The sequence below is a fragment of the Candidatus Hydrogenedentota bacterium genome (assembly GCA_012730045.1).
Taxonomy (GTDB): Bacteria; Hydrogenedentota; Hydrogenedentia; order Hydrogenedentales; family CAITNO01; genus JAAYBR01.
In genome coordinates this window covers 1-24,722 of record JAAYBR010000148.1, presented here as the reverse complement: position 1 = coordinate 24,722, position 24,722 = coordinate 1, and the positions used below count along the sequence as shown (strand labels likewise).

Below are 24,722 nucleotides of genomic sequence, written 5' to 3'. Positions count from 1 at the left end.
GCGCGGGCGCCGGGGCGGGCGCGGGCGCGGGCGCCGGGGCGGGCGCGGGCGCGGGCGCCGGGGCGGGCGCATCCTGGGCAAGCGCGGAAAGCAGGCACGCCCCGATCACCGCCAGCGCAATGAACCCATGGTCAGTCATGCGTGTGCGGTTCATCGGTCTTCTCCCGAAATCCCGCCGGTGGTGGCGTCGGGCATCTGGCCGCCCAGCTCGCTGGTCACGCCCAGATTCTTCAGGACGCCGGAAATGACGTCCCCGGGCCTCTTGGCGGGCGCTTCCTCTTCCTTCTCCGGCTCCGCATCGGCGGCCTGGCCGCCCTCGGCGGCCTCAGCAAACCCGAAGTCATCGGCCACCGTGTAGGACTTGCGCCAAACATCGGCCTTCACCAGGAAGACCAGTTCCCTTCGGCTTTCGGAGTTGCCCTTGTTCCCGAGCACGCTGGTGACGGGCGTCTTCATGTCCCTCACCGCCGGAATCACGCGGGAAACCACGTTGGCGGCGGCGTTCTCCCCCTGGGTGAGCCAGGGCATCTGGCTGGTGTTGTTGGTGACCGTGTTGCGGTAGAGGCCGCCCATGACCAGCACCTGGCCGTTGCGCACCCAGACAGTGGTGTCCACGCTGCGGGAGACGAACTCCGGCACGCTGATGCCGACGGTGTTGGAGGAGAGGTTGCCGCTGCTGGTCAACGCGCGGCTGTCCAGGGCCACGGTGATGCGCTCGCCCTCCTCGCTGATCTCGGCCTGGAGTTTGAGCTGGATGAAGACATCCTCCGTGGTGGAGGGGTTGCCGTCATCGTCCACCACCTGCAGCGCGCTCACCGTGAGGGTGACGCCCGTGGGCCGGAAGGCCGTCACCTGGTTGGCCGTCGAGCCGATGACCACGGTGTTCTCAAAGGGCACGTCCTGCGTGGTCTTGATGACCGTGGGGACGGCCGCGGCCACGGGGACCATCACCTTCGGCTGGGAGAGGATGAAGGCGCGGTTCTGGTCCACCAGGGCCTGAAGGACCACCTCGAAGTCGCCCCAGTGGTTGCTGAGGTTGTCGAACAGCACCGTAAGCCCCGTGCTCACCGAGCTGGGGAAGGTGTAGGCGGCGGAGGAGATGTTGCCGTTTCCGCTGGCCACACGGCCGTAGGGGCGGGGCTCGTTGCGCTGCTTGAAATACGCGCTGAGACCGCTCTCACTGCCGCGCGATGTCTGAAACTCGATGATCTTGACGGCGACGTTGACCTGCTTCTGCTCCTGGGCTTGCGCGCGGGGCGCAATCCACAGCAGCAGCAGCAGGACCGCCGCGGCCCTGAATGTGTTGCTCGGGGTCATGGGTGCCTGAATCCCTCCTACCGCCTGAAAGTTCCCCGGCATTCGTGGCGGACAATGTTGTTGATGTCGTCAAACCGGGAGAACTGCAGGCTGAAAGCCCGCACCTCCTTGGGCTGCATCGCGCCGAGGGCCACGGTCTGCGTGTCGTACACCAGCTGGCCCAGCCCGTAAATGGTCACGATCACCCGGACGTCCTCCAGCGGCGTGTCCCCGACGTTGACGGCCTGGCCGCTGACGTTGTAGTCCCGCTGCTGCGCCACGGCCTGCCATCCGGAATAGCGGCCGCTGCGGAAAGAGGCCACGTTGAAGATGCGCAGGGGCTCCGCCTCGCGGAAACGGCGCTCGGCCTCGACGGGGTCCAGCACGGTCCAGGAACCGTCGGCCTCTTTGGCCATGCGCGTGCGCACCAGCGTGTCCTGCTCCAGCCCGGGCCACCGGGCCAGCAGATTCCGGTAGACCTCCCCGGCCTGGGGGTACTCGCCCCGCTCCCAGCGGAGGGTGGCCAGCTCCAGCCCGGCGGCCATGTCGTCAGGTTTGGCGGCAAAGGCCGCCTCAAGCTCGGCAACCCGGACGTCCCCGCCCCCCTCCTGCTCCGCGGGCCGCTCCGCCTGGGTCAGTTTGGCCACATAGTCGCGGCTCTCGCCGGACAGCGCGCCTTCCGGGTTCATGGACAGGTGCTGGTTGAAGTGGTCCAGCGCCTGCTGGTATTCCCCGACCATGTAATAGGAGACGCCGAGGTGGTGGCGGGCCTCTATGCCCGACGCGTCGGCCGGAAACTGGGTGACAATCTGCCGGAGCCGGGGGATGGCGAGGGAATACTGGCCGCCCTTGACCATGCGCTTTGCCTGCGCAAGCTGTTTGGCGGCGCCGTAGTCCTCCAATGCGTGGGTCTCGGAGACGGGCCCCTTCCCCATGGGGGAGGACCACTCCGTGGTCCGCTTGGCCCCCACGCACCCGGACCCCGCCGCCATCAGGGCCAGCAGCGCAATGCACAGCCCGGAGGAAAGGACCGCGCGCTTGGCGGACCGCCGGGACACCAAAGCATCGGAAGCTCCGAAAAGGCGCAAGGCTCACTCCTTTTTCTTTATGCGTTCCAGGATCTTTTCGGTCAGATCCTCAACGGGGACTTCCATTCCTATGCCGGCCAGATAGCCCTTGGCAACCACCAGATCGTGGCCGCTGTCTTTGGCAACGGCCGCAATGGCCTTCACCACGCGCTCGCTCGCCTGACTGATCAGCAGCCAGTATTTGGCCGTGCCGGCCTCAATCTTGTTCTTCTTGATGGACTTGAACTCTTCGGTCTCCATCACCGCCGCCTTGTAGTCCACCTCGGCGGGCTTGGAAAACTGTCCGGGCGACCCCCAGAATATCTTCTGCTCGTCCACCTTCTCCGGAGGGATCGAGTAGGATTCTGCCACAACCACCGCCGCAAGCGCAATGAGACACAGGAAAACGGACTTCGGAAAACGGGGAAAAAGTGGGAAACTGCCCCTCATCGGGTGACGCGCCCGCCGGCGCCCAACCGGATCATGTTGCGGGGGTCGTGCATGACTACGCCGTTCCTCTTGCGCCGTCCCGGGCGCATACCGCGTGGGTTCGCCTGCCCTCCTGTGGGGATACGCCGCCGGCCGCCGGGTACTCTCCTGACAAAGAAGCGGCTACGGTCTCTTTCAACAAGCCAAAAACAACCTTCATGCCCCTGTTATACCGCCCCGGAGGCAAAAAGTTCCAGCCCGTTCCACCGCCCTGCCGGAAACCACCCCACCATATATGCCGGAACAGGCGCATCGTCCCACAGGATGTTGAAGGGGGCCGCCCTGCCTGATGGGGCGTGATAACGGCGGAATCCACCGCGCCGCGTCACCCTGTCCGGACCCATGCGGCGTTATTCGAACATTGACCGCGCGTGAAGGGGGCCTATACAATGCCCTGCGGACAACCCGGACGGCATGCAGGCCGTCCTTAAGGAGTCTTCTGCCATGAGTCGGTGCCCCCGTTTGCTCGCAGGCGCGGCGTTGCTGCTTCTTTGCGTTTCCCTTTCCCGTGCCGGATGGGGCCAGGACGGGGCGCCTTTCGAGGAGTTGTGGGTGACGGAGCGCGGCGAGGCTGCGCCCCAGGGGGTGCGGATGGAGGCAGATTTCCCCGATCGTCTCCCGGCGGCGGGGGCGGTGGACTTCACCTACACCGTTTTTTCCGAGTACGGTGAGAAAAAGGCGCGGGTGGTGTTCACGCTGAAAGACGCCGGCGGGGCGCCGGTGTGTTCCCTGCAAAGCGAGGACACCGGGCTGCTCCCGGGGGAAAACCAGTTCGTCTTTTCCTGGCAGGGCGCCCCTGAGCTGCCCGCAGGTCCCTATGAGGCCGTGGCCGAGTTGTTTCTGGCCGACAAGACCCCCGCAACAACGGCCTCCACACGTCTTGAGCGGGTAAGCGCACGCTGGATGGCGGATCAGGCCCGGCAGGCCGTTGCCGCGCTGGAGGAAGCCGCCCCGGAGGGGGTGCGGGGCTCCTCACCGTATGTGCGGGCGCGGGCGGCGGCGCTTGAAGACGCCCTGGCGCGCCTGAGGGAGTTGCTGGCCGCGGAAAGTTGGGAGGCGGCGGTTCTCCAGACCGCGCATGTCCGCGAATCCCTGGAATCCCTGCGGTCGTTCACGGCCCTGGGCGGGCTGGTGCCCGAACTGCGGCAGGAAATCCCCGAGGGGACGGTGGTCCTGGGAGCCTCCGGCGTGACGGATGCTTCGGGCAAGCCCGCCTGCCTGATGGGGCAGCATTTCGGAAAGATGCCGGAAGAATCCTGGAAAGGGCTGCTGGAGCGCATGCCCGTCTATGGCATGAACTTCGCGGTGCTTCCGGTCTCGGCCATGGCCGGGGCGGCGGCCGCGCCCTTCGATGCGGATACCCTCCGCCGGGAGGTGGTCCCGCTGCTCGACACGGCGGCCGCCGGCAAGATAGGGGTGGTTGTCCAGCTTTCGCAGGAGGCGCTGGCGGAAGCCATCCGCGACCAGGCCCCCGGCGTGCGCAGTCCGGGGTTTGCGAACCTCGCCGACCCGGCCCTGCTGGCAGCCTTCAAGGAGCACGCCGCAGCGGTGGCGCGGGCCGTCCACGGGCATCCCGCCCTGCTGGGTCTCAGTATTGCGGACGCGCCGCAGTTCAAATTTGACGGGGAGCAGGTGCGGCTTTCCTTTGTGGAGGAGGTCCGGACGGCCAACCCCGACCGGCAGGAGTTGAACCGCGCCTGGCGCGCCCATCTTGCGGACTACGGGGAGATCACCCTATGGGGCGACCATGCGGAACATTCCTACCAGAACCGGCGCGCCTACCAGTTTGACTGGCAGACTTTCCACCACACCCTCATCCACGCCCTGATCCGCGACCTGCGCGACACGGTGGCCGCCGCGGCCCCCGGCACCCCGCTGATGCTCACCCTGGCCGCGGATGCCTTTGAGAAGGCGGAAACGCGCCACAGCCCCGACCGGGAGGAGGTGGCGGGGCTGTTTGACGCGCTCGCCTGCGCGCAGGGCATCGCTTCCGGCAACGGTGTTTATGCCTGGGACTACCCCAAACCCGCCGTCAGCCAGGCCCTGCTGGCCTCGTTTGCCCCCGAAAAGCCCCTGCTTGACCTTTCGGTCACCTTGGACGCCCTCCCCGAAGCCCCCCCCGCCGAACGGGAGGCGGTGGTGCGCAGTCTCCTGTGGACCAGTCTGGTCACGGGCGCCTCGGGGTTGGCGCTGAACCTGTCGCCCGAACTGCGGGACGCCCCCGGCGTGCTGGACGCCTTCTCCCGGACGGCGCTGGAGGCCCGCCGCCTGGCGCCGGTGGTGCGGGCGCTCCAGCAGGCCCCGGCCGTGACCCACATCCTGTACAGCAATTCCTCTAAAATCCTGGATGACGGCGAGCCGCATCTTTCGTCTGCCCAGTTTGCGTATGAGGGGTGCTCCTTCTCGGGCCACGCCATCCGCTTCGTGACCGAGCGGCAGCTGGCCGCACACGGCCTGGGGGACATGCGGGCGCTGGTCATGCCGGAGACGCCGGCCATTACGGACACCGCGTTCACGGCCCTCGCGGAGTTTGTCGAGAAGGACGGAACCGTGCTCCGGGTGGGCACCCCCATCCCCTACAACGAGCGCGGGCACTCGCGCACCAACGTGATCCGCAACACCGGAAACACGGTGCTGGTGCGCGGCATGAACATGCCCACCGAGTATCTGCACGCCATGGACGCGGCCATACAGCAGGGGTCCCTCCCCCGCATCCCCCGTCCGGTCAACACCCACGGGTATCCCCTGGAGGGGGTCCTCACCCGGCATGTGGTTTATGAGGGCGACTCCTATCTCTTCTGTGTCAACCTGCGGAAGACCGCCGTGAGGTGCAATCTTGACGGAAGCCTCTTCCGGGGCCGGGACGTCCTTCTCGGACGGGATGTGCAGTTTCCCCGGACCCTCGAATCCTGCGACCCGATGCTGATCCGGCTGGAACGGCCGCAGCGGGTGGCGGAGAGGACGGCCGCGAACTAGCGGGCAGTCCCGCGCCGGCTGTCTGGCGGAGCGGTTCTGCCCGCACACCGCCCGGCGACAGAATCCGCATTATTTTCAGAAAGCCCCAGTCTCGAAATCCATCCCCGCTTCCGTATTAAGTTTTTTTGTGTGGGCGAACGAAAAAAGTCGCAGAAGATTATTGACACAGGAGCCCAAAACTGGCATCATGCTAGGCATGGGATAGTCTTGTTTCGGTCAACCGCACGCGGGTGCCCTGAATGCGCACGGCGCCGCGTGGGGACATAAGGAGCGTTCCTGATGCACCGTACATGGTCGCTTGCCACTCCGATGTTGATGGGGCTTGCCGTTCTCCTGCTGGCGGGATGCTGGCCGGGGGATGTGGGGGTCACATTGGTGTCCACCCCCGAAGTCTTGGATTTCGGCGCCGAAGCGACGGCAATGACCCTTCAGGTGGACCGGAACTTCTCCACCACGGCGGCAAGCCAGCCGCTGATTGCAAGCACCAACGTGGACTGGGTCCAGGTGGGCGCCTGCACGGAGCCGGACGACGGCTGTTTCGTCAAGGGCGGCCTGCTCACGACGGTCCGGATTCCCGTCACCATCAACCGGGAAAACCTGCTGCTGGGGACCAACCAGGCGAAGATATACCTGAACGCCGGCCCCTCCTCCCAGCGGGTGGTGGACGTGCTTGCCGAGGACCTGCTCCAGACGAACTTCACGGTGGACCAGCAGGTGGTGGGGATTGGCCGTCCGGTGGTTTTCCGCGACACCAGCGTCAGTTCTGAGTCCCTGGGGCCGGTCACCGCGTGGTTCTGGGAGTTTGGGGACGGCACCCTGAGCACCGAGCAGAACCCCGCGCACCTGTACATGCGGGCCGGCACCTTTGACGTGCGCCTGACCGTCACGGCGGGCGGCGCGAAAGAGACACTCACCCGGAAGGGCTGCGTGCGGGTCAGCGCCGCGGGAATCACGGTGGATTTCTCCTCCTCGGCAACCAACGTTCTTGTCGGGCAGAGTGTGGCCTTCACCGACCTTTCCTCGTCGGAGAACACGCCGATCACCGGCTGGAAGTGGTCCTTCGGCGACGGCGGCGAGAGCGCGGAGCGCAACCCGTCGCACGTGTTTGCCGCCAGCGGCATTTACAGTGTCTCGCTGACCGTGAGCACCGCCTTCGGCGAGGCCTCGGCCTCCAAGCCCGACCACATCATCGTGCGCCAGAAGGTGGCCCCGGCGGCGAACTTCTCCCTCTCGACGCTCACCCCCTACCTCCGCGAGGCGATCCGGTTCACGGACACGTCCGACCCCGGGTCCTCCGCGATCACGTCCTGGGCCTGGGACTTTGGCGACGGCGCCACCGACACCGCGCAGAATCCGCAGCATGTCTACGCCGCCGCCGGCGTGTACAGCGTCACCCTGACAGTGACGACGCCCGACGGGACCAGCACGGTGACCAAGGAGATCGAGGTCACCTACAAGCCGCCGCGCGCGGAGTTCACGGTGAACAACAACTCGCCCTCGACGGAGGAGCTGGTGACCTTCACCGACCTGTCCGAACCGGGGTCCGCGGAGATTGTCGCCTGGGCGTGGGACTTCGGCGACGGCACGGCGAGCGTGGATCCCTCGCCGGCCCACCGGTACGCCAATCCGGGCACCTTCACCGTGAAGCTGAAGGTGAGCACCGCCGACCCGTACAACAACACGGACGAGGAGGTGAAGGAGGCCTACATCACGGCGGTGCGGCCGCCGCGGCCGGACTTCACCTGGACCCCCGTCCGGGTGTTCACCGGCGCGCTGACGCGGTTCTCCGCCGCCCCGACCGAGGTGGGCAGCGAGCCGATCACCCGCTATGACTGGGATTTCGACGGCGACCCGCAGACGGCCAACGACCGGGCCTCCGGCGTGAGCGCCTCCTACACCTTCACCACTCCGGGCCTGTATCCGGTCACCCTCACCGTGAGCACGGCCACCCGCAGCGTCTCCATGGCGAAGAACATCCGGGTGGACAAGGCGCCCAGCGCGGACTTCACCGCGGCGCCGACCCGGGGCATCCCCGGGGACACCGTCCAGTTCGCCCTCGTGGAGCAGGACCCCGCCGCGGTGCCCATCCAGGCGTACCTGTGGCGCTTCGGGGACGGAGCGACCAGTGACCTGGCGGCCCCCTCCCACCCCTACAACGACGAGGGCACCTACCGCGTCACGCTGACCATCTGGTACCGGCACTCCGAGGCGCTGCCCGAGGAGCCGGACCTTTCGCTGACGGTGGACCGTCCGGGCGCCGTGGTGATTGGGGATCCGATCCCGCCGGAGGTGACCTTCTCGGCGGACACCGACATGCCCCTCACAGGCATTCCGGTGACCTTCACGGTGGACTCCCACTCCAGCCCGTCCCGACCCATCACCGAATGGCGCTGGGACTTCGGCGACGGCACGCCGGAGGTGGTGAACGCGGACCCGGACCCGGTCCAGCATGTGTACGCCACGGGCGGGCAGTTAACCGTGACCCTCACGGTGACCTGCGCCGGCCTGGACCCGGTGTTCGGCGTGCGGTCCTTCACGCTGGACCTGGGGGTGATCCAGGGCACCGAACTTGATGAGTACATCCAGACCGACGACGGGCAGTACCGCTACGAGATGCGCGGCACCTTCGCCTACAGCCTGTACGGGCGCCCGGTCGCGCGGGTCTACTCGACCATGATGACCTCGCAGCAGTGGCGCTCGCCGGACGACATTGCCGACGGCCTGCTGTGGACGCATCCGGTGGTCATCATTGACCCGGTGCAGCGCGTGTCCGACACCGCCATGCTCTTCATTGACGGCGGCAGCCGCTCGAGCCAGCCGCCCACCGGCGCGTCGGGAGTGGAAGAGTATCTGGCCTACATCGCGGTCCTTTCCGGAACCCCCCTGGTGCACATCAAGAACGTGCCCAGCCAGCCGATCATCTTCGCGGACGAGGTGACGCCGGGCGACGCCACGGAGGAGCCGCTGGTGCTGCGCAGCCGCAGCGAGGACGCGATCATCGCGTACTCCTACGCCAAGTATCTCGACTCGTATGCGGCCGGAACCCCCGACCCGACCTGGCCGGTGCTCTTCGCCATGGCGAAGGCGGCGGTCAAGGCGATGGACACGGCCCAGGAGGTGCTCGCCGCCGCCGGCCGGCCCGTCAACGACTTCGTGGTGACCGGCGCGTCGAAACGCGGCTGGACCACCTGGCTCACCGGGGCGAGCGATTTCCGCGTGAAGGCCGTCGCGCCCATCGTGATTGACGTGCTGAACATGGACCAGCACCTGCAGCACCACCGGGCGGTCTACGGGTACTGGGCCCCCGCCATCTACGACTACGCCCAGGCCGGCGTGTTTGACCGCCTGCTGCCCGAGGGCGGCGGCGGCGTGACGCCGGAGGCCGACGCGCTGCTGCAGCTGGTGGACCCCTACGAGTACTCGCTCATCGGGCGGCTTAACATTCCCAAGTTCATGACGAACGGCACAATGGACCAGTTCTTTGTTCCCGACGCCTCCCAGTGGTATTTCGGCGGGCTGGAAAACGAGAACTTCGTCAACTACATCCCCAACGGGGACCACGGGCTGGTGGACAGCGAGGACGATCTGGACCCCTGGTCGTCCGACAACCCGGCGGGCAACCTGCTGGGCTGGTACATGTCGCTGACCCAGAACAAGCCCAGGCCGCCGTTCACCTGGGCGCTTCAGCCCGACGGCACCATCCGCGTGGACGTCAACTCCTCGCGCCGGCCGCGGTCGGTGGTGCTGTGGCACGCGACGGCGCGCGGCTCCCGCGACTTCCGCAAGGAGGCCCGGTTCCTCGCGACCTGGGAGAGCCGGGAGCTGGCGCCCGTGGTGCCCGGCAGCACGACGTATGTCGCGGCGGCGCCCACGCCGCCCGCCGAAGGCGACTACACCGCGTTCTTTGTCCAGTTGTCCTACCACAACACAGCCGCCTATCCAAGCACCGTCCAGTCTTATAACCCCTCTCTGGCGGTGCCTGACCTGGTGTTCACAACGGGGGTCCAGGTTGTCCCGCGCCAGCCGGACGGCAGCAACCAGTATCCCGACTTTGTGGGGTATCTGGCGAACGCCCTGCGGCCCGACGTGGTGGCCATCCCTGAAAGCGCGGCGCCCGTGAACGTGTTCTACGGCACCCCCGCGCGGATGGGGCAGGACTACGGCGAGATGATGGCCGCCAAGATCGGGGAGTTCATCCCCGCGTATGTGAACGCCTTCGCCGCCGAGGCCGGCGTCACGCCGGCGCAGCTGCTGGCGGACTGGGATGCGCAGGCCGCCCTGATGGACCCGAGGATCGTCGCCGAGATCAACGGCATCGCGGCGGGTGCGGGGATTTCCCCGGACCTGCTGTATCAGGCGCATGCGGCGGCGGCGCGCGAGGCGCGCGGCGCCTATGGGTCCGCGGCCGCCGGCGCCTGGCGCGGCCGCAGCCCGGAGTTCCCCACCACCCGCCACGCGGCGACCATCAACGGCCCGCTGGCCCGGGTGCTGAACACGTCGGCCGGCCCGAAGCGGATGAGCGACTATCTGGCCGTGAACGTGTACATTCCGGACCGGGGCGCGCCCCACGCCGTGTTTGCCTACGCCGGCCTGGCCGTCGGACGCACGGGCGTGAACTTGGGCGGCGTCACCCTGAGCGAGGCGTCGCTCCACGACTCGCCGGCCGCCTCGAACCTCGCGAACCTCAACTTCCAGTTCCTGTTCCGCGAGGCGCTGTACGACGCGCTGGGGCTGCGCGACGCCGTGGACCTGATGACGTCCCTGCCGCCGCAGCACGCCCAGCAGTTCTTCATCGCGGACGGGCGGAACGAATTGCGCGGCGCCGTGGTGCGCTTCGACGCGCCAAACGCCGCCCCGGTGGTGAACTACAACCTGTCCGGCGACTTCGACGCGGTCACGCCCCGCAAGGCGGGCATGTTCTACGGGGCGAAGGACGCGGCCACGCTGCTGAACTTCGACACCTTTAACATCGGCCCCTCTTTCGGCGCGTTCACGCAGAACGCCATGGAGAACATCGCAAAGTCGCCGTACGTCGCCACCACGGGCAACATGCTGGACACGGCCTACCGGATCGGGGAGTCCGAAGTGATGATCCGGTTCTCGCCGGCGTTGAGCGGGGCCCCGGCCACCAGCCAGCCCTGGTACGGGTTCGACATGCAGCGCCTGCTTCCGTAATCCGGCGCCTTCCCCCGGCCGCCGCGGCACGTCCGCGGCGGCCGTTTTCTTTCGCCGCCGCCCGCCCGTTTTCCGTCCGGACCGCGTGTCTGGTATACTTTCGCCGTTCCTCTCGTCCCCCCGGAGCGCGCCGCGCGCGCGTCTCCGTCCCGCGCCGGGGTTTCCTCCCGGCCGCAACCAGTCAGGAGAAGTGGCATGGAGTATCCCAAGCAGTTTGACCCGGGGAGCATGGAGCCCCGCTGGCACCAGATGTGGGCCGAGAAGCGCCTCTACGCGTGGGACCCCTCGAAGTCCCGCGGAGAGACCTTTGTGGTGGACACGCCGCCGCCCACGGTGAGCGGCTCGCTGCATGTGGGGCACCTGTTCAGCTACTCGCACCAGGACTTCATCGTGCGTTTCCAGCGCATGCTCGGCAAAAACGTCTTCTTCCCCATCGGCTGGGACGACAACGGGCTCCCGACGGAGCGCCGCGTGCAGAACATGTACAACGTGAAGTGCGACGCCTCGGTCCACCACAACCCCGGCTTCTCCCGGGAGCGCGGCGAGTCCGGCCCGCCCCTGCCGGTGAGCCGCACCAACTTCATCGAGCTGTGCGACATCGTGACCAAGGAGGACGAGGCGGCCTTCAAGCGGCTGTGGTCGCGCCTGGGCCTCAGTTACGACTGGGACCTCGAATACGCCACCATAGACACCCACTGCCGCCGCACCTCCCAGGCGAGTTTTCTGGACATTCTCCGGCAGGGGGAGGCCTATCAGGACAACCGCCCCGTCATGTGGGACGTGGACTTCCAGACGGCCATCGCCCAGGCTGAGGTCATGGACAAGGAGGTCCCCGGGGCGTACCACTTCCTGCGCTTCGGCGTCGAGGGGACTGAGGACCACCTCGTCATCGCCACCACCCGCCCCGAGCTGCTGGCGGCCTGCGTGGCCGTGGCCGTGCACCCGGACGACGAGCGGTACCGCGGCATCGTCGGGCGCAACGCGGTCACCCCGCTGTTCCACGCCCCGGTGCCGGTGTTCGCCGACGAGAAGGCGGACCCCGAGAAGGGCACCGGCGTGGTCATGGTCTGCACCTTCGGCGACCAGACGGACGTGGACTGGTGGCGCGACAACGGCCTGCCCCTGCGCCAGATCCTGCGCGGCGACGGCCGCCTCGCCCCGGTCACCTTCTCCGCCGACGGATCCACGGGTTTCAAGAGCCTGAATCCGGACGCGGCAAACGGGGTGTACGCGCGGCTGGAGGGGCTGCCCGCCAAAAAGGCGCAGGCGGCCATCGTGGAGATCGCCGAGGCGGCGGAGGGCGTGATTGACCGCCCGCGAAAGGAGATCACGCACCCGGTCAAGTTCTTCGAGAAGGGCGACCGGCCGCTGGAGCTGATCCCCGCGCGTCAGTGGTACATCCGCATCATGGACAAGAAGGAGGAGCTGCTGGCGCAGGGCCGCAAGATCCAGTGGCACCCGGAGTACATGCAGAAGCGCTATGAGCACTGGGTGGAGGGTCTCGGCCTCGACTGGTGCCTCAGCCGCCAGCGCTTCTTCGGCGTGCCCATCCCCGTCTGGTACAAGATGGACGAAGACGGCGGGCGCCGCTATGACCAGCCGATCCTCCCGCGTCTGGAGGACCTGCCGGTGGACCCGCTGGACACGCCGCCCCCCGGCTACACGGAGGACCAGCGGAACCAGCCAGGCGGCTTCTTCGGCGACCCGGATGTCCTGGACACCTGGGCCACCAGCTCGCTCACGCCGCAGATTGCCAGCCACTGGGTGGACCAGCCGGACCGCCACCAGCGGCTTTTCCCCATGGACATCCGGCCGCAGAGCCATGAGATCATCCGCACCTGGGCCTTCTACACCATCGTGAAAGCCTGGATGCACGAGCGCGAGATTCCCTGGCGCAACGTGGTCATCAGCGGCTGGATCCTCGACCCCGACCGCAAGAAGATGTCCAAGAGCCGGGGCAACGTCATCACCCCCGAGCCGCTCATTGACCAGTACGGCGCCGACAGCGTGCGCTACTGGGCCGCGAGGGCGCGGCTGGGCGTGGACACGGCCTACGACGAGCAGGTGTTCAAGGTGGGCCGCAAGCTCTGCACCAAGCTCTTCAACGCGAGCAAGTTCGTGCTGGGCCGCTTCCCGGAGGACTTCCCGGCGGCCGAACTGGGCGCGGACAAGATCACCGAGGCGGCGGACCGCGCCGTCATCGCCGAGCTGCGCCCCCTGGTCGAGCGCGCCACCCAGGCCTTCCAGGAGTTCGACTACGCCCAGGCCCTCAGCCTGACGGAGGACTTCTTCTGGCGCACCTTCTGCGACAACTATCTGGAGCTGGCCAAAGGCCGCACCTATGAGACGGAGCTGACGCCCGGCCGCCTGTCGGCCTGCGCCACGCTGCGCGCCGTCCACCGCGCCCTGGTCCGCCTCTTCGCCCCCTTCATCCCCTTCATCACCGAGGAGGTGTGGCAGTGGGCCTATGCCGGCGACGCAGACATGCACGCGTCCGTCCACAGAAGCCCCTGGCCGTCCACCGGCGAGCTGGCCGCCGCGGCCCCGCCGGACGCGCCCGGCCTGTGGGCGCTCACGGTGGAGACCCTGGACCTGGTCCGCAAGGTGAAGACCGACGCCAGCAAGAGCATGGCCGCCCCCATGGCGTTTGCGGCCTTCTCGTGCGCCCCCGCCGCGTTCCCGCTGCTGGACAGCGTGAAGGACGACATCGCCGCCATGCTGAAGATCGGCAGGATTGACCTGGCGCGGGCGGAGCAGGAGGAGAGCGTGCTCCTCACCGGGTTTGCCTTTGCGGAGGCGGACGCCTGACCGGAACCGGTCAGTCCGCCGCGAGGATTCCCCGGAGAACCTCCCCGGCGGCGGCGAGTCCAAAAGCCGCCGTGACGGGGGCCAGTGTGCCCATGCGCGGGCCCCTGGTCTGCCCTTCCGGTCCGGCGGGCGTCTCGTCCGAGAAGACGCAGCGCACGCCGCGGTGAATGCCGCAGGCCCGAAGCCCCTGGCGGACCGCCCGCGCCAGCGGGCACACGCGGGTCGCCGAAATGTCCGCCGTCTGAATGCGGTCGGTGCGAAGTTTGCCCGCCGCGCCCATGCAGGAGACCACGGGAATCCCCCGCAGCACCGCCTGCCGCAGCAGGGCCACCTTGGACGGCACGGCGTCTATCGCGTCAATCACCCACCCCTCAAAGCCCTCCAGCAGGCCCGCCACATTCGCCTCGTCCACGAACAGCACCCGGGCCTCCGCCCGGGCCTCCGGGTTGATGTCGCCCAGCCGCTCCAGGGCCACTTCGGCCTTGGGCCTGCCCACGGTCGAGTCCAGCGCCAAAAGCTGGCGGTTGAGGTTGGTGACGTCCACCCGGTCATTGTCCACAAGGATGAGGTGCCCCACGCCCGCGCGGGCGACCGCCTCAAACGCATAAGAACCAACACCACCCAAACCGACAACCATCACACTGGCCGCCGCCAAGCGGGCCAGCCCGTCCTCGCCCACAAGCCGGGCAGTGCGTTCAAAGCGCGGGTTCATCGTGGAATCCAAGCAGTTTTTTGGCGTTATGCGTCGTTATTCGTGCGATTTCATCCTCTGGGGTTTCCAGTATCTCCGAGGCCGCACGCAGGTTGTACAGGATGTTGGCCGGAGTGTTGGGCCCCATGCCATGCCGCTCCACGGGGGGAATGTCGGGGGCGTCGGTTTCCAACAGCATCGCATCCGGATACATGCGGCGAAGCGCCTGAGCGCGCCGGAGACTGTTCCGGTAGGTGAGGATGCCGCCCAGGGAGAACACGAAGCCGTGTTCCATGAAGGCCTCGGCCACCTCGGCGCTCCCGGCGAAGCTGTGGACCAGCCCGCCCCGTGCGGGGGCCCCCTCCCGCTTCAGCACCGCCAAGGTCTCATTGAAGGCCTTCCGGCAATGGAGCACCACAGGAAGGTTCATCTCCCGGGCGATGGCCAGTTGTCGGCGGAAAAAAACGAGTTGCAGGTCAAAAGGCGTCCGGTCGGTGACCGTGTCCAGCCCGATTTCGCCCACCCCCGCAGCCCCGCGCTCCAGGGCGGCGGGAAGGTCTTTCAGGCATTCGGGGGAGGTCCGGCCGCAATACCAGGGATGCACCCCCAGCACGCAGGAGACGTCCGGATGCGCTCGGGAAAGGGCCAGGGACGGCTCCCATTCCTCCGGCAGCACGGCGGCTGTCACAAAGCGGACGATGCCCGCCCCCCTGCCCTCCTCCAGCACCGGACCGGGGCCGGCCCCGAACTCCTCCGCCAACAGGTGGCAGTGGGCGTCCACCAGCGGCGGACAGGGGCGGGGCGGGTCATTTTGCATCCGGGGCTTTCCCGCTGAGAAGCGCCTGGACCACCGGCGTGTCCACATTGTCCTTCGTGACGATGGTCACACCGGTGTCAATGACCTTGGGCACCTCCTGACCTTTGACGGCGGAGATGACGGCCTTGACCCCCTCGTAGCCCATCTTGAAGGGATTCTGGACCACCAGCGCCTGAATGACGCCCTCCTTGAGGGCGGCGATCTGTTCGGCCGACGCGTCAAAGGAGACCAGTTTCACGGCGCCCGCCTTCCCGAGACCCCGCAGGGCCTGGGCCGCTCCGATGGCTGCGGGCTCGTTGGCCGCGAAGATGCCGCCCAAATTGGGGAAGGCGGTGATCATGTCGGTGGTGACGTTCATGCCGATGGCGATGTCGCTCTGGCAGTAGTTCGTGGCGGCGAGGGTGAGGCCGGGGTGCGCCAGCAGGCCCTCCCTGAAGCCCTTCTCGCGCAGTTCGGACGTGGCCGCGCCCGGCACGAAGGGAATCAGGCCCACCTCGCCCGTCCCGCCCATCAGCTCGGAGAGCGTGTCGGCGGCGAGCTTTGCCCCGGCGACATTGTCCGTGGCGACAAAAGACTTCGGCACCTCCGATTTCACGCCGGAGTCAAAGGTGACCACGGGAATCCCGGCGGCGCCGGCCTGGCCGACGACGGTGGCCAGTGCGTTCTCATCGCAGGCGGCCATGACGATGCCGTCCACCCCGCGGTTGATCATGTCCTGCATGATGTTGATCTGGCGGTCAATCTCGGTCTCCTTGGTGGGGCCCTGCCAGATCACCTTTGCGCCCATCTCCGCCGCGGCGGCCTCGGCGCCGGCGCGCACGGTGACCCAGAACTGGTGGGTCAGCCCCTTGGGAATGACGGCGATGTCCAGTGTCTCCGCGCCGCCCTCCTGGGTGGCGGGGGCGGATGACGGACCGCCGCATCCTGCGGCCAGCACCAGCATTGTCATGGCCAGAATCGCGTTCTTCATCAGCATGGTCTCCCTGCGCGCCTGCGGGCTGCGCGTCACATGACCCGGTAACGTTCCCCGGTGCCCTCGATTTCAATGGCGATGGACCGCGACTGCACCCCGATGAGGCGGGCGCGCGTGTCGGGGATCAGCTCGCCGACGTACACTTTCTTCAGATTGATGATGGCGGACGGCTCTGGCTGCGTGGGTGTCGCCACGCGCAGGACATTGAGGCGGAGTTCCGTCAGGCCGTGGCGGCTGCGCTCGCGCTCCCCGAGACGCGGCAGGGCGTTCATTTCCGCTTCGGAAAGGGCTCCGCCCCGGGTCTTCGGCGGCTGCACTGTCTCCAGCACGGGCGCGGGGACCGCCGCCGGCGCGGCGGGAAAGACCGTGGGCAGGGGAATGCTCTCCGGCGCCGCCTGCGGTTCCGGTGGGGCCGGTGGGGCCGCCGCCGCACGCACCGGCTCCGGTTCCGGCGTCTTCGGCGCGGGCGGAGGGGCCTGCGGTTCCGGCGCGGCAGGCACGGGCGCGGAGGGCTCCGTCACCTTCGGCGCAGGGGCCGCCGCAGAGGGCGGAGGGACCGGTTCCACAACCGGGGCCGCAACGGGCTGCTGCGTTGGCTCCGCTGCGGGCTGCGGCGCGGGGGGCTGTTGGACGGGCGCCGGACCGGCCGATACCGCAGGGGCCGGCTCCGCCGCTGGCGCCGGGGCGGCCGGGACCGGAACGGCGTAGGTGGTCTGGACGGGGGGGACCGGAGGCGCGCTCAGACGGCGCACGGCGGCCACCGCAACGATCGCGCAGAGGGTGACGGTCAGGAGAAAGGCCATGCCGCCGCCGACCACCATCAGAAAGGGCTTGAGGGAAGAAGACTCTCCACCACCACCGCCGCGCCGACGGGTTCCGCCCGCAAGCAGTTCTCTGGCGGCCTCCTCCGGCTCCAGGGGCAGGGCGTCGTCGGCCCCCATCGCCTCGGCGCGGGCGCGGTCCTCCTCCATCTTGTTCAGGGCGTCCAGAATGGAACTCATCGGTCATCCCCTTCCAGGGCGGGCACCCTCTGCGCGCTCATGCGGGCGCGTGCCTTCTGGGGACGAGGATGAGACTTCCGGCAACCGGCTCGGTCTGCGTCTTCTCCGTGGCGTTCAGGGGCGCGGGGGGCAGCGCCTCTTGGAAGGGGCTGGGAAGCTCCTTCACCTCCACCAGCGTCTCCCCGCCGGCCCGGCGGTCATCCTGGTCCGCCGCGGCAGCGGGGGGCGGCGTCTCTGCGGGGGCCGGTTCCGGGGCGGGCGCGGGGGTATCCGGCGGCACCGCTGTTTCGGGCGTGGGCGTCTCCTGCGCGGCGGGTGCCTGTGGCGCGGCGGCCGCTTCCGGGGCGGGCGGCACGGGGGACGGGGTGATGATCGGAAACTCTGTCGCCGCTCTTGCGGGGGCGTCGGTCCGTTTGGAGACCGTTGCCGAGACGGGTGCCGGAGGCTCCGGGGATTCTGCGGCGGCGGCCCCGGCGGTGACGGTGCGCTGCCGGAGGCCCGGCGCGCCGTTGGCGGCGGTCCAGGCCATGAGCACCATGCGCACCTGTTTTCCGGCCTTGCCGTCCATTTTCAGGCCGGACTCGGCCTGCACGCCGGCCACGGCGGAGGCGGTGTCGCTGTCATACACGTCGCTGGTGTTGGCGTCGGAGATCAGCCGCAGGGACCGCAGCATGTCCTTCAGACTGGCAACGTGGCGCCCGCGCGCGCCGGGCTGCAGGACGGTCTGGTCCGGCGCGGGATCGCGCCAGGGGAGGAGCGCCTCGTTTGCGTAGACCTCGCGGAAGGCGAACCGGGAAAGGGAGACATGCGCGCCGGGGGCAATGGCAAGCACGAGGGCGTCCTCGCCCGCCCCGACCAGGCCGGCCCAGCGGAGCTGGCCGTCCACCTTGAGGCGCACGAGACCGGGCATGTTGATGGCCAGCAGCTGCTCCGTCACCGGATGGAGCGCCTCGGAGGCGAGGCCCGCAGCGGCGAGAACTCCCGCAACCGCCGCGATGTCATCCGATGCGGGGGGCGCGGACGGGGCGGGAAGCCCCCATTTTTCCAGCACGGCGGCCAGGCCGTAATCCCTGGACTGCGCGGCGGGGACGGCGGTGATCTGGGCCAGCGCCTGGGCGGGGTCCTCCCCCGGCCGGCTGCCGCGCGCCACCCCGGCGAGCCGGTCTATCACGTTGCGCGCCATGAGCGACTGGTCCACCGGCGTCGTGGCGGCGCCCGGCGCGGCGGCGTTGGCGGTGGAGGCCGGGTCCGGGGCGGCGGGGGCCTCCCCGCTGAGCACCCGGTTGAAGGCGCCCAGTTCCCGGGTGGCCTGCTCGATGGGCGCGGTCAGATGCCGGACGATGAGGAAGACGACCAGCACGGCGAGGACAAACGACGAGCTCGGGAGCATCCGCCGCAGCTGAAACCAGTCGCGGGGGCGCCTGACGGAAACCTTTTCGCCCCGGACCTCGCGGACCGCCTGGCGCACGAGGGCCGCCGTGATGGTCCGCTCCTCGCGGGTGTATCCGATGAGGAGGGCGCGGTCGCACACGGCGTTGATGACGCGGGGCGTGCCCTTGGAGAACTTGAAGACGGCGGCGATCGCGTTCTTGGCGAAGGACACGCCCCCCTTGCGGCCGCCCGCCACGTGCAGGCGGTAGGCGATGTACTGGAGGGTTTCCCTCGCGTCGAGCGGCTTGAGGTGGTAGCGCGCCGTGATGCGCTGGTTGAGCTGGCGCAGCTCGTGGAGGGCGAGTTTCTCGCCCAGCTCCGGCTGGCCGATCAGCACGATCTGCAGGAGCTTGTTGGTCTCCGTCTCCAGGTTTGACAGGAGGCGTATCTGCTCCAGCACGACGGGGTCGAGGTTCTGCGCCTCGTCAATGACCAGCACGCAGTTCTTGCCGCGCGCCCCCGCGTTGAGCAGGTGGATGTTCAGCTCCTCGGTGAGCCCGAGCAGGTTGTCCGCCCGCGAGTCAATGCCGAACTCCGTGTTAATCTTGCGGAGCAGCTCGACGGGGCTGAGGAAGGGGTTGAAGATGAAGGCGACCTCGGTGTCCGAGTCCAGCTGGTTGAGCAGGTTGCGGCAGATGGTGGTTTTGCCGGTGCCTATCTCGCCGGTAAGCATGACGAAACCGCTGCGGTTCTTGATGCCGAACAGCAGATGCGCAAACGCCTCCTTGTGCTTGTCGCTCAAGTAGAGGTATTTCGGGTCGGGGGTGAGATTGAACGGCTTCTCACGCAACCCATAGAATGCTTCGTACATGGCCGCCTCTCGGGCGCGCGCCCGATAAAATGTTGACAATATAGGGTATCATGTAACGCCTCTGGAATCAATGGGGTCCATGCCGGAAGGTGACGGTGTCTGGAAAACGGGGTTTCCCATGCGGGTGGTTCTTTTCGCCAATGAAACCGAGCAGTACGCCGGGGTGCGGCACCGCGCCCTGTGGTATGCCGAGCGGTTGGCGGTTGACGGCCACACGGTGCGCTTCTGCCCCACCGCGCCGGTCGGCTGGTGGCGGCGTCTTTATCGCGGCAAACCGCGTGTTTCCAAGCTGTTATACCTTCTCCTGGTGTTGCTGCGCCGGGTGGCCCAGTTGCGGCATGTGCCCGGGGCGGACGTGGTGTTTCTCAAGGGCCCCCTCTTCCTGTACGGGCCACCGGTGCTGGAGCGGATTGTCCGCCTGCTGAACCCGCGTGTCGTTTTTGACATGGACGACGCGCTCTGGGAACGGCCGGCGTATGTGCACAGCCCTTTCGTAGGCCTGATTGACTACGCCTGGCCGCGCAAGATGGCGGGGCTTGCGCGCCATGCCGTCGCGGGCAACCGGGTCATTGAAGCCCATCTCCGGGACCACGGCGCGCGCGCCGTGACGGTGATCCCCACCTGCGTGGACTCCGCGCGCTATACGCAGAAGACCTATCCGATGCGCGGCGCGGGCAATCCGGTCGTGCTGGGATGGACCGGCATCCGGGACAATCTGGGGTATTTGCGGGCCCTGGGGGGGGTGCTCGCGGAGCTTTCCAGGGAGTTTCCGCTGGAGTTGCTGGTGGTGAGCGACGGAGAACTGGAGTTGCCGGGCGTGAAGGTGGTCAACCGCCCCTGGACGGCGGCGGGGGAGCTGGCGGCGCTGCAGGACCCGGACATCGGCCTGATGCCGCTGGAGGACACGCCGCGCGCGCGGGGCAAGTGCGCCTTCAAGGCCCTCCAGTACATGGGCGCGGGCACCCCGGTCATCCTGTCGCCGGTCGGCATGAACACGGAGGTCGTGGAGGACGGGGTCTCCGGGTTCCTCGCGGACACGCCGGAACAGTGGAAGGACCGCATTCGCGCGCTCGCGGCGGACCCGGCGCTCCGGGAGCGCATGGGCCGCGCGGGGCGCGCGCGGGTGCGGGAGGCCTACTCCTTTGAGACGCACTACCCGCGTTTCCTGGAGGTGCTCCGGTCGGCGGCGGAGGACACGGGCCGATGAGACTGCTTCCCCCCTCCAACTCCTGGGCCGCGGGCCTCGCGCAGGAATGGCTGGAAGAGCTGTACCGGTGGTTTGAGGCGAACGGCACCGCAGGCTACGACCCCTTTGACCTCAAGGCACACCCCCTCTTCCGCCGTCTTCAGGCGCGGAAGTGGCCGCGCAGGGCGTCCACGGTCCTCGGGGACATGTTTCCGCTCTTCCTGCGGAAATGCCTGGGCATCCCCCCCACAGAGAACCCGAAGACCCACGCCCTGCTGGCCCTGGGGAAACTGCGCATTTACCAGCGCCACATCAGGAAAGAATGGCTGGAGGAGGCGGAGCGGCATCTGGAATGGCTGACGCAGCGCGCCGAACCGGGCTTCCATGGGATGTGCTGGGGCTATCCTTTTGATGTGACGGCGGCGGGCATGAACACCCCGGCGGGCACGCCGGTGCTGGTGGTGGCCGCCCTCGCGGGACAGGCCTTCCACCTGGCGTGGGAAATCACCGGCCGCCAAACCCACCGCGACGCGGTGCTCTCCATCGCCGAGTTTGTCCGGAACGACCTGCCGCGGATGGAGGATCCGGACGGGCGGTTTTGCTTCGGGTACACGCCGCAGGACCGGCGGCGGGTCCACAACGCCAACCTGCTGGCGGTGGAGCATCTGGCACGGGCGGTCACGGCGGGCGCGCCGGAGGCGTGGTTTGAGGAGGCGCGGCCCGCGCTGGCCTTCACGCTGGCCGCCCAGCGGGAGGACTGGGCCTTTCCCTACGGGGCGTGGCGGGAGGGCGACCCGCACGAGCCGGGACTGCTCTCCATGGTGGACCACCACCACACGGGGTTTGTGCTGAGGTCCCTGCACGCGCTGAACTCCCTGCGCCCCAGTGTGGACACGGGCTCCGCGCTGGACCGGGGATGGGTTTATTACCGGGACCGGCTGCTGCTTCCCACGGGAATGCCGGTGGGCGCCACAGGCCGGTATCCCGTGGACATCCACGCCTGCGCCGAGGCGGTGCTGTGCCCGGCCGTACTGTCCGAACGCTATGCGGACGCGCAGCTTCCCGCGGCGATGGCGATGCGGTGGACGTGGGCAAATCTCAGGAATCCGCTGGACGGCGGGCCGTGGCACCGGAAATATCCGGGGTTCCGCTCAAAGATCGTCTACCCGCGCTGGGGCGCGGCGTGGATGTTCCGCGCGCTGGCGGAGTTCGACTTCCGCTTCGACACGCCGCCCTACTGAGCCCCGCCCGCAGCGGGCGGCGGCGCCGCGCCCCCCTCCTTTTCCTTCTCCAGTTCCCAGGCCTTGCGGTCCAGTTCCGCCTCGTACTCCTCTGCCGCGGTGCGCCGGCGGTCATCCACCTTGATCAGGTGAAATCCGTACTCCGTCTGCACGATGTCGCTCAGTTCGCCCACCGGCGCGGTCCAGCAGTACTCCTCAAAGGCCGTGGCATAGGAGTTCTTGGGCGCCCAGCCCAGATCGCCCCCCCTGCGGGAGGAGGCGGGGTCTTCGGAATACTCCCGGGCCAGTTTGTCGAAGCTCTCGCCCTTGAGAAGGCGTTCCCGGATGTCGGTGACGCGCTCCAGTGCGCGCATCCGGTCGGCGGCGTCGGCGCTGCTGTAGGTGATGAGGATGTGGCGGGCGCGCACCGAGGACACCTGCGCTTGGGGTTTTTGCATGAACCACATGGCGCCGATCATGACGATGAGAACAACGAGCACGCCGGCCCAGACCAGCTTAGTCCGGTCCCTGCAGTCCTCCACCGGTTTTTCGAGATCGCCGATTTCCATGGGGGCGTCCTCCGTCCGCCGCTAGAACGAGTCCAGCATGCTGAAATAACCCGAATAGAACGAGATGACAACATACCCGACCACGCCCCCGACAAACAAGAGCACGAGAATGCCCATGACCGTGATCCCGACGCGCACGGCGGCGCGGGCCTCCTCCAGGTGCCAGTCGGCCACTTTTCGCAGGCTGCCCTCGAGGTCGCCGGAATGCTCGCCGATGGCGATCATCTCCCGGGCCACGGTGCTGAGGGTGGTGCACTGCGAAAACGCCTCCACCAGCGTGCCGCCGGACATGACGACCGGGATGGCCTTGAGCAGGTCGCGGGTCATGTAGGGGTTGAGCGTGAGGGCGGCGGAGCGCTGAATGCAGTCCCGCAGGTTGAGGCCGGCGCCGATGAGGAGCGACATGCCCCGGAAGAACCGGGCCAGCCCGAAGCGGCGGCTGATGGGGCGCAGGGGCCAGATGAAGGTCTTGAAAAAGCCGCTGATGTACCCGAAGAGGCCGGCGCGCGCGAGAAGAACGGCGATGACAAAGGCGAGGGCGACGACCGCCATGGACCGGCCCTGAAACAGCGCGTACTCCCGGAAATAGGTTCCAAGATTGAAGCCGCCCTGCACCATGTTGCCGAAGCGGCCCGAGAGGCCGAGGGCGAAGGTTCCGAGGAACCAGGCGGCGGTGAGCTGGAGCCCCGGATAGACCATGGAGGCGTAAACCGTGCGTTGGATGTTGCTGAGGTCCTCGTAGTACTCGGCCAGGTCCTGGAGCATGACGTCCAGCCGCCCGCCCACCTCCCCGGCGCCCAGTATCTCGATGGCGAACTCGGGCAGGAGCCCGGCCTCGGCGCGCGCCGCCTGGTGCAGCGTGGACCCGTTTCGGATGGCGGCCTGCATGCGGTCGAGCATGTCCCGTATCTTTCGGGACCCGATGCCGCGCGCGGTGATCTCGAAGCCCCTGAGCAGGGGGATGCCCGCGCGGTAGGAGGTGGCCAGCTGCCGGCACAGGGGGACCATCTCGCGCGGCGTCAACTCCGATGTGAACAGCGCCATGCCTCCGCTCCTTCCCCGGCAAGGGCCGCCGGTGTCCGGGGGGGTCAGCCCTCCCGGGACTCTATCCAGCGCACGGCGTCCAGGGCGGCCATGCAGCCGCTCCCCGCCGCGGTGATCGCCTGACGGTACACCCTGTCGCGGACGTCGCCGCAGGCGAATACGCCCTCGATGTTCGTCTGGCCGCTGTCGGGCTTCGTGACCAGATAGCCGGTCTCGTCCATGTCCAGCAGGCCGGTGAAGAGGTCCGAATTGGGCTTGTGGCCGATGGCGGCGAAATAGCCCGCACAGGCGACCTCGCAGACCGCCCCTGTGACAACGTCCTTCAGGCGGACGCCGGTGACGCCGTCCGCGTCGCTGCCCAGAATCTCCTCCACCACGGAGTTCCAGTGCACCGTGATCTTGGGGTGGTTGACGACGCGGTCGCCCATGATCTTGCTGGCGCGGAACTTGTCGCGGCGGTGGACGACATGGACCTCCCCGGCGAACCGGGCGAGAAAGAGGGCCTCCTCCATGGCCGTGTCGCCGCCGCCCAGCACGACCACCGGCTTGCCGCGGAAGCGGGGCAGCGCGCCGTCGCAGGTGGCGCAGGCGGACACGCCGCGGTTCAGAAAGGTCTTCTCGGACTCCAGCCCCAGGTAGCGCGCGCTGGCGCCGGTGGAGATGATCACGGCCCCGGTCTCAAAGCACTCGTCGCCGGACCAGACCCGGTGGGGCGGGCCGGAAAAGTCCACGCGGGTGACGGTCTTGTACTCAAACCGCGCGCCGAAGCGCTGGGCCTGCTTCTTGAAGTCCTCCATCATGGCGGGGCCGCTGATCCCCTCGGGATAGCCGGGAAAATTCTCGACCTCCGTGGTGGTCATGAGCTGTCCGCCGGGGAGGATTTCCTGGCTGGGCTCGCCCTCCAGGCAGAGGGGGCTCATGTCGGCGCGCGCGCAGTAGAGGGCGGCGGTGCACCCGGCCGGCCCCGATCCGATGATGATCACCTTTTCCAACACATCTCTCCTGTTTCAGCGATTCTTGCCCCCCGGTTTCCCTGGCCAAGGGAACGGCGCGCGGGACCTATTCATTCCGAAGAGACGGTCACTCACTGTGCGGGGGCGGGGGCCTCCTCCGCCGCAGGCGCGGGGGTCTCCGCCGCAGGCGCGGCAGCATCCGCCGCAGGCGCGGG

Annotated in this window: 17 protein-coding genes and 1 pseudogene; 6 read left to right on the top strand and 12 right to left on the bottom strand. The window is 68.2% G+C overall.

The window, feature by feature from the left end:
- The 4 genes from GXY15_16370 to GXY15_16355 form a co-directional block, all read right to left on the bottom strand.
- Positions 1-154: hypothetical protein (locus GXY15_16370; GenBank protein NLV42787.1), on the bottom strand; the 154-nt coding region annotated here is incomplete at its 3' end.
- The gene (locus GXY15_16365) at positions 151-1,317 is read right to left on the bottom strand and encodes a type II and III secretion system protein (GenBank protein NLV42786.1); all 1,167 of its coding nucleotides are present in this window, start codon (positions 1,315-1,317) and stop codon (positions 151-153) included. The genes GXY15_16370 and GXY15_16365, both read right to left, overlap by 4 nt.
- A 17-nt stretch (positions 1,318-1,334) precedes the next feature.
- On the bottom strand, positions 1,335-2,384 hold the full coding sequence (locus GXY15_16360) for a tetratricopeptide repeat protein (protein NLV42785.1): 1,050 nt from the start codon (positions 2,382-2,384) through the stop codon (positions 1,335-1,337).
- A gap of 3 nt (positions 2,385-2,387) precedes the next feature.
- Entirely contained in the window at positions 2,388-2,702 is a 315-nt protein-coding gene (locus GXY15_16355) for a hypothetical protein (protein ID NLV42784.1), read from the bottom strand.
- A gap of 668 nt (positions 2,703-3,370) precedes the next feature.
- On the opposite strand from GXY15_16355, the pseudogene GXY15_16350 reads away from it, so the two are divergent.
- The 4 genes and pseudogenes from GXY15_16350 (at position 3,371) to valS (ending at position 13,811) form a co-directional block, all read left to right on the top strand.
- Positions 3,371-3,490 (top strand): annotated as a pseudogene (locus GXY15_16350) (30S ribosomal protein S3).
- Complete coding sequence (locus GXY15_16345) at positions 3,444-5,828, top strand: phasin family protein (GenBank protein NLV42783.1); 2,385 nt, start codon at positions 3,444-3,446, stop codon at positions 5,826-5,828. Before GXY15_16350 ends, GXY15_16345 begins: the two are co-directional and overlap by 47 nt.
- Positions 5,829-6,107: 279 nt before the next feature.
- Positions 6,108-11,003 (top strand): PKD domain-containing protein, encoded by a 4,896-nt coding sequence (locus GXY15_16340; protein NLV42782.1) that lies wholly within the window; start codon positions 6,108-6,110, stop codon positions 11,001-11,003.
- A gap of 195 nt (positions 11,004-11,198) precedes the next feature.
- Positions 11,199-13,811 carry a valine--tRNA ligase gene (gene valS, locus GXY15_16335; protein NLV42781.1) on the top strand — a complete coding sequence of 871 codons (2,613 nt, stop codon included), beginning with the start codon at positions 11,199-11,201 and terminating at the stop codon, positions 13,809-13,811.
- A gap of 10 nt (positions 13,812-13,821) precedes the next feature.
- On the opposite strand, the gene GXY15_16330 is transcribed toward valS, so the two are convergent.
- Genes GXY15_16330 through GXY15_16310 form a run of 5 tightly spaced genes read right to left on the bottom strand, consistent with a single transcriptional unit; the run spans position 13,822 to position 19,535 of the window.
- Positions 13,822-14,523: a tRNA threonylcarbamoyladenosine dehydratase gene (locus tag GXY15_16330; protein NLV42780.1), complete on the bottom strand. Its 702-nt coding sequence runs from the start codon at positions 14,521-14,523 to the stop codon at positions 13,822-13,824.
- Positions 14,507-15,319 (bottom strand): TatD family hydrolase, encoded by an 813-nt coding sequence (locus GXY15_16325; GenBank protein NLV42779.1) that lies wholly within the window; start codon positions 15,317-15,319, stop codon positions 14,507-14,509. The genes GXY15_16330 and GXY15_16325 overlap by 17 nt, the downstream gene beginning before the upstream one ends.
- Positions 15,309-16,295 carry an ABC transporter substrate-binding protein gene (locus GXY15_16320; GenBank protein NLV42778.1) on the bottom strand — a complete coding sequence of 329 codons (987 nt, stop codon included), beginning with the start codon at positions 16,293-16,295 and terminating at the stop codon, positions 15,309-15,311. Before GXY15_16320 ends, GXY15_16325 begins: the two co-directional genes overlap by 11 nt.
- A gap of 29 nt (positions 16,296-16,324) precedes the next feature.
- On the bottom strand, positions 16,325-17,293 hold the full coding sequence (locus tag GXY15_16315; protein NLV42777.1) for a hypothetical protein: 969 nt from the start codon (positions 17,291-17,293) through the stop codon (positions 16,325-16,327).
- A 37-nt stretch (positions 17,294-17,330) separates the two neighbouring features.
- Complete coding sequence (locus GXY15_16310; protein ID NLV42776.1) at positions 17,331-19,535, bottom strand: AAA family ATPase; 2,205 nt, start codon at positions 19,533-19,535, stop codon at positions 17,331-17,333.
- A gap of 118 nt (positions 19,536-19,653) precedes the next feature.
- Here GXY15_16310 and GXY15_16305 point away from each other — a divergent pair, with 118 nt between their 5' ends.
- Both GXY15_16305 and GXY15_16300 read left to right on the top strand, forming a co-directional pair.
- Entirely contained in the window at positions 19,654-20,742 is a 1,089-nt protein-coding gene (locus GXY15_16305) for a glycosyltransferase family 4 protein (protein NLV42775.1), read from the top strand.
- Complete coding sequence (locus GXY15_16300) at positions 20,739-21,962, top strand: hypothetical protein (protein NLV42774.1); 1,224 nt, start codon at positions 20,739-20,741, stop codon at positions 21,960-21,962. The genes GXY15_16305 and GXY15_16300 overlap by 4 nt, the downstream gene beginning before the upstream one ends.
- Here GXY15_16300 and GXY15_16295 read toward each other — a convergent pair.
- Genes GXY15_16295 through trxB form a run of 3 tightly spaced genes read right to left on the bottom strand, consistent with a single transcriptional unit; the run spans position 21,956 to position 24,549 of the window.
- Positions 21,956-22,510 carry a hypothetical protein gene (locus tag GXY15_16295; GenBank protein NLV42773.1) on the bottom strand — a complete coding sequence of 185 codons (555 nt, stop codon included), beginning with the start codon at positions 22,508-22,510 and terminating at the stop codon, positions 21,956-21,958. The genes GXY15_16300 and GXY15_16295 overlap by 7 nt on opposite strands.
- Before the next feature lie 21 nt (positions 22,511-22,531).
- Positions 22,532-23,554, bottom strand: a complete 1,023-nt coding sequence (locus GXY15_16290; GenBank protein NLV42772.1) for a hypothetical protein — start codon at positions 23,552-23,554, stop codon at positions 22,532-22,534.
- A gap of 44 nt (positions 23,555-23,598) precedes the next feature.
- Entirely contained in the window at positions 23,599-24,549 is a 951-nt protein-coding gene (gene trxB / locus GXY15_16285) for a thioredoxin-disulfide reductase (GenBank protein NLV42771.1), read from the bottom strand.
- Between the last annotated feature and the right edge of the window lie 173 nt (positions 24,550-24,722).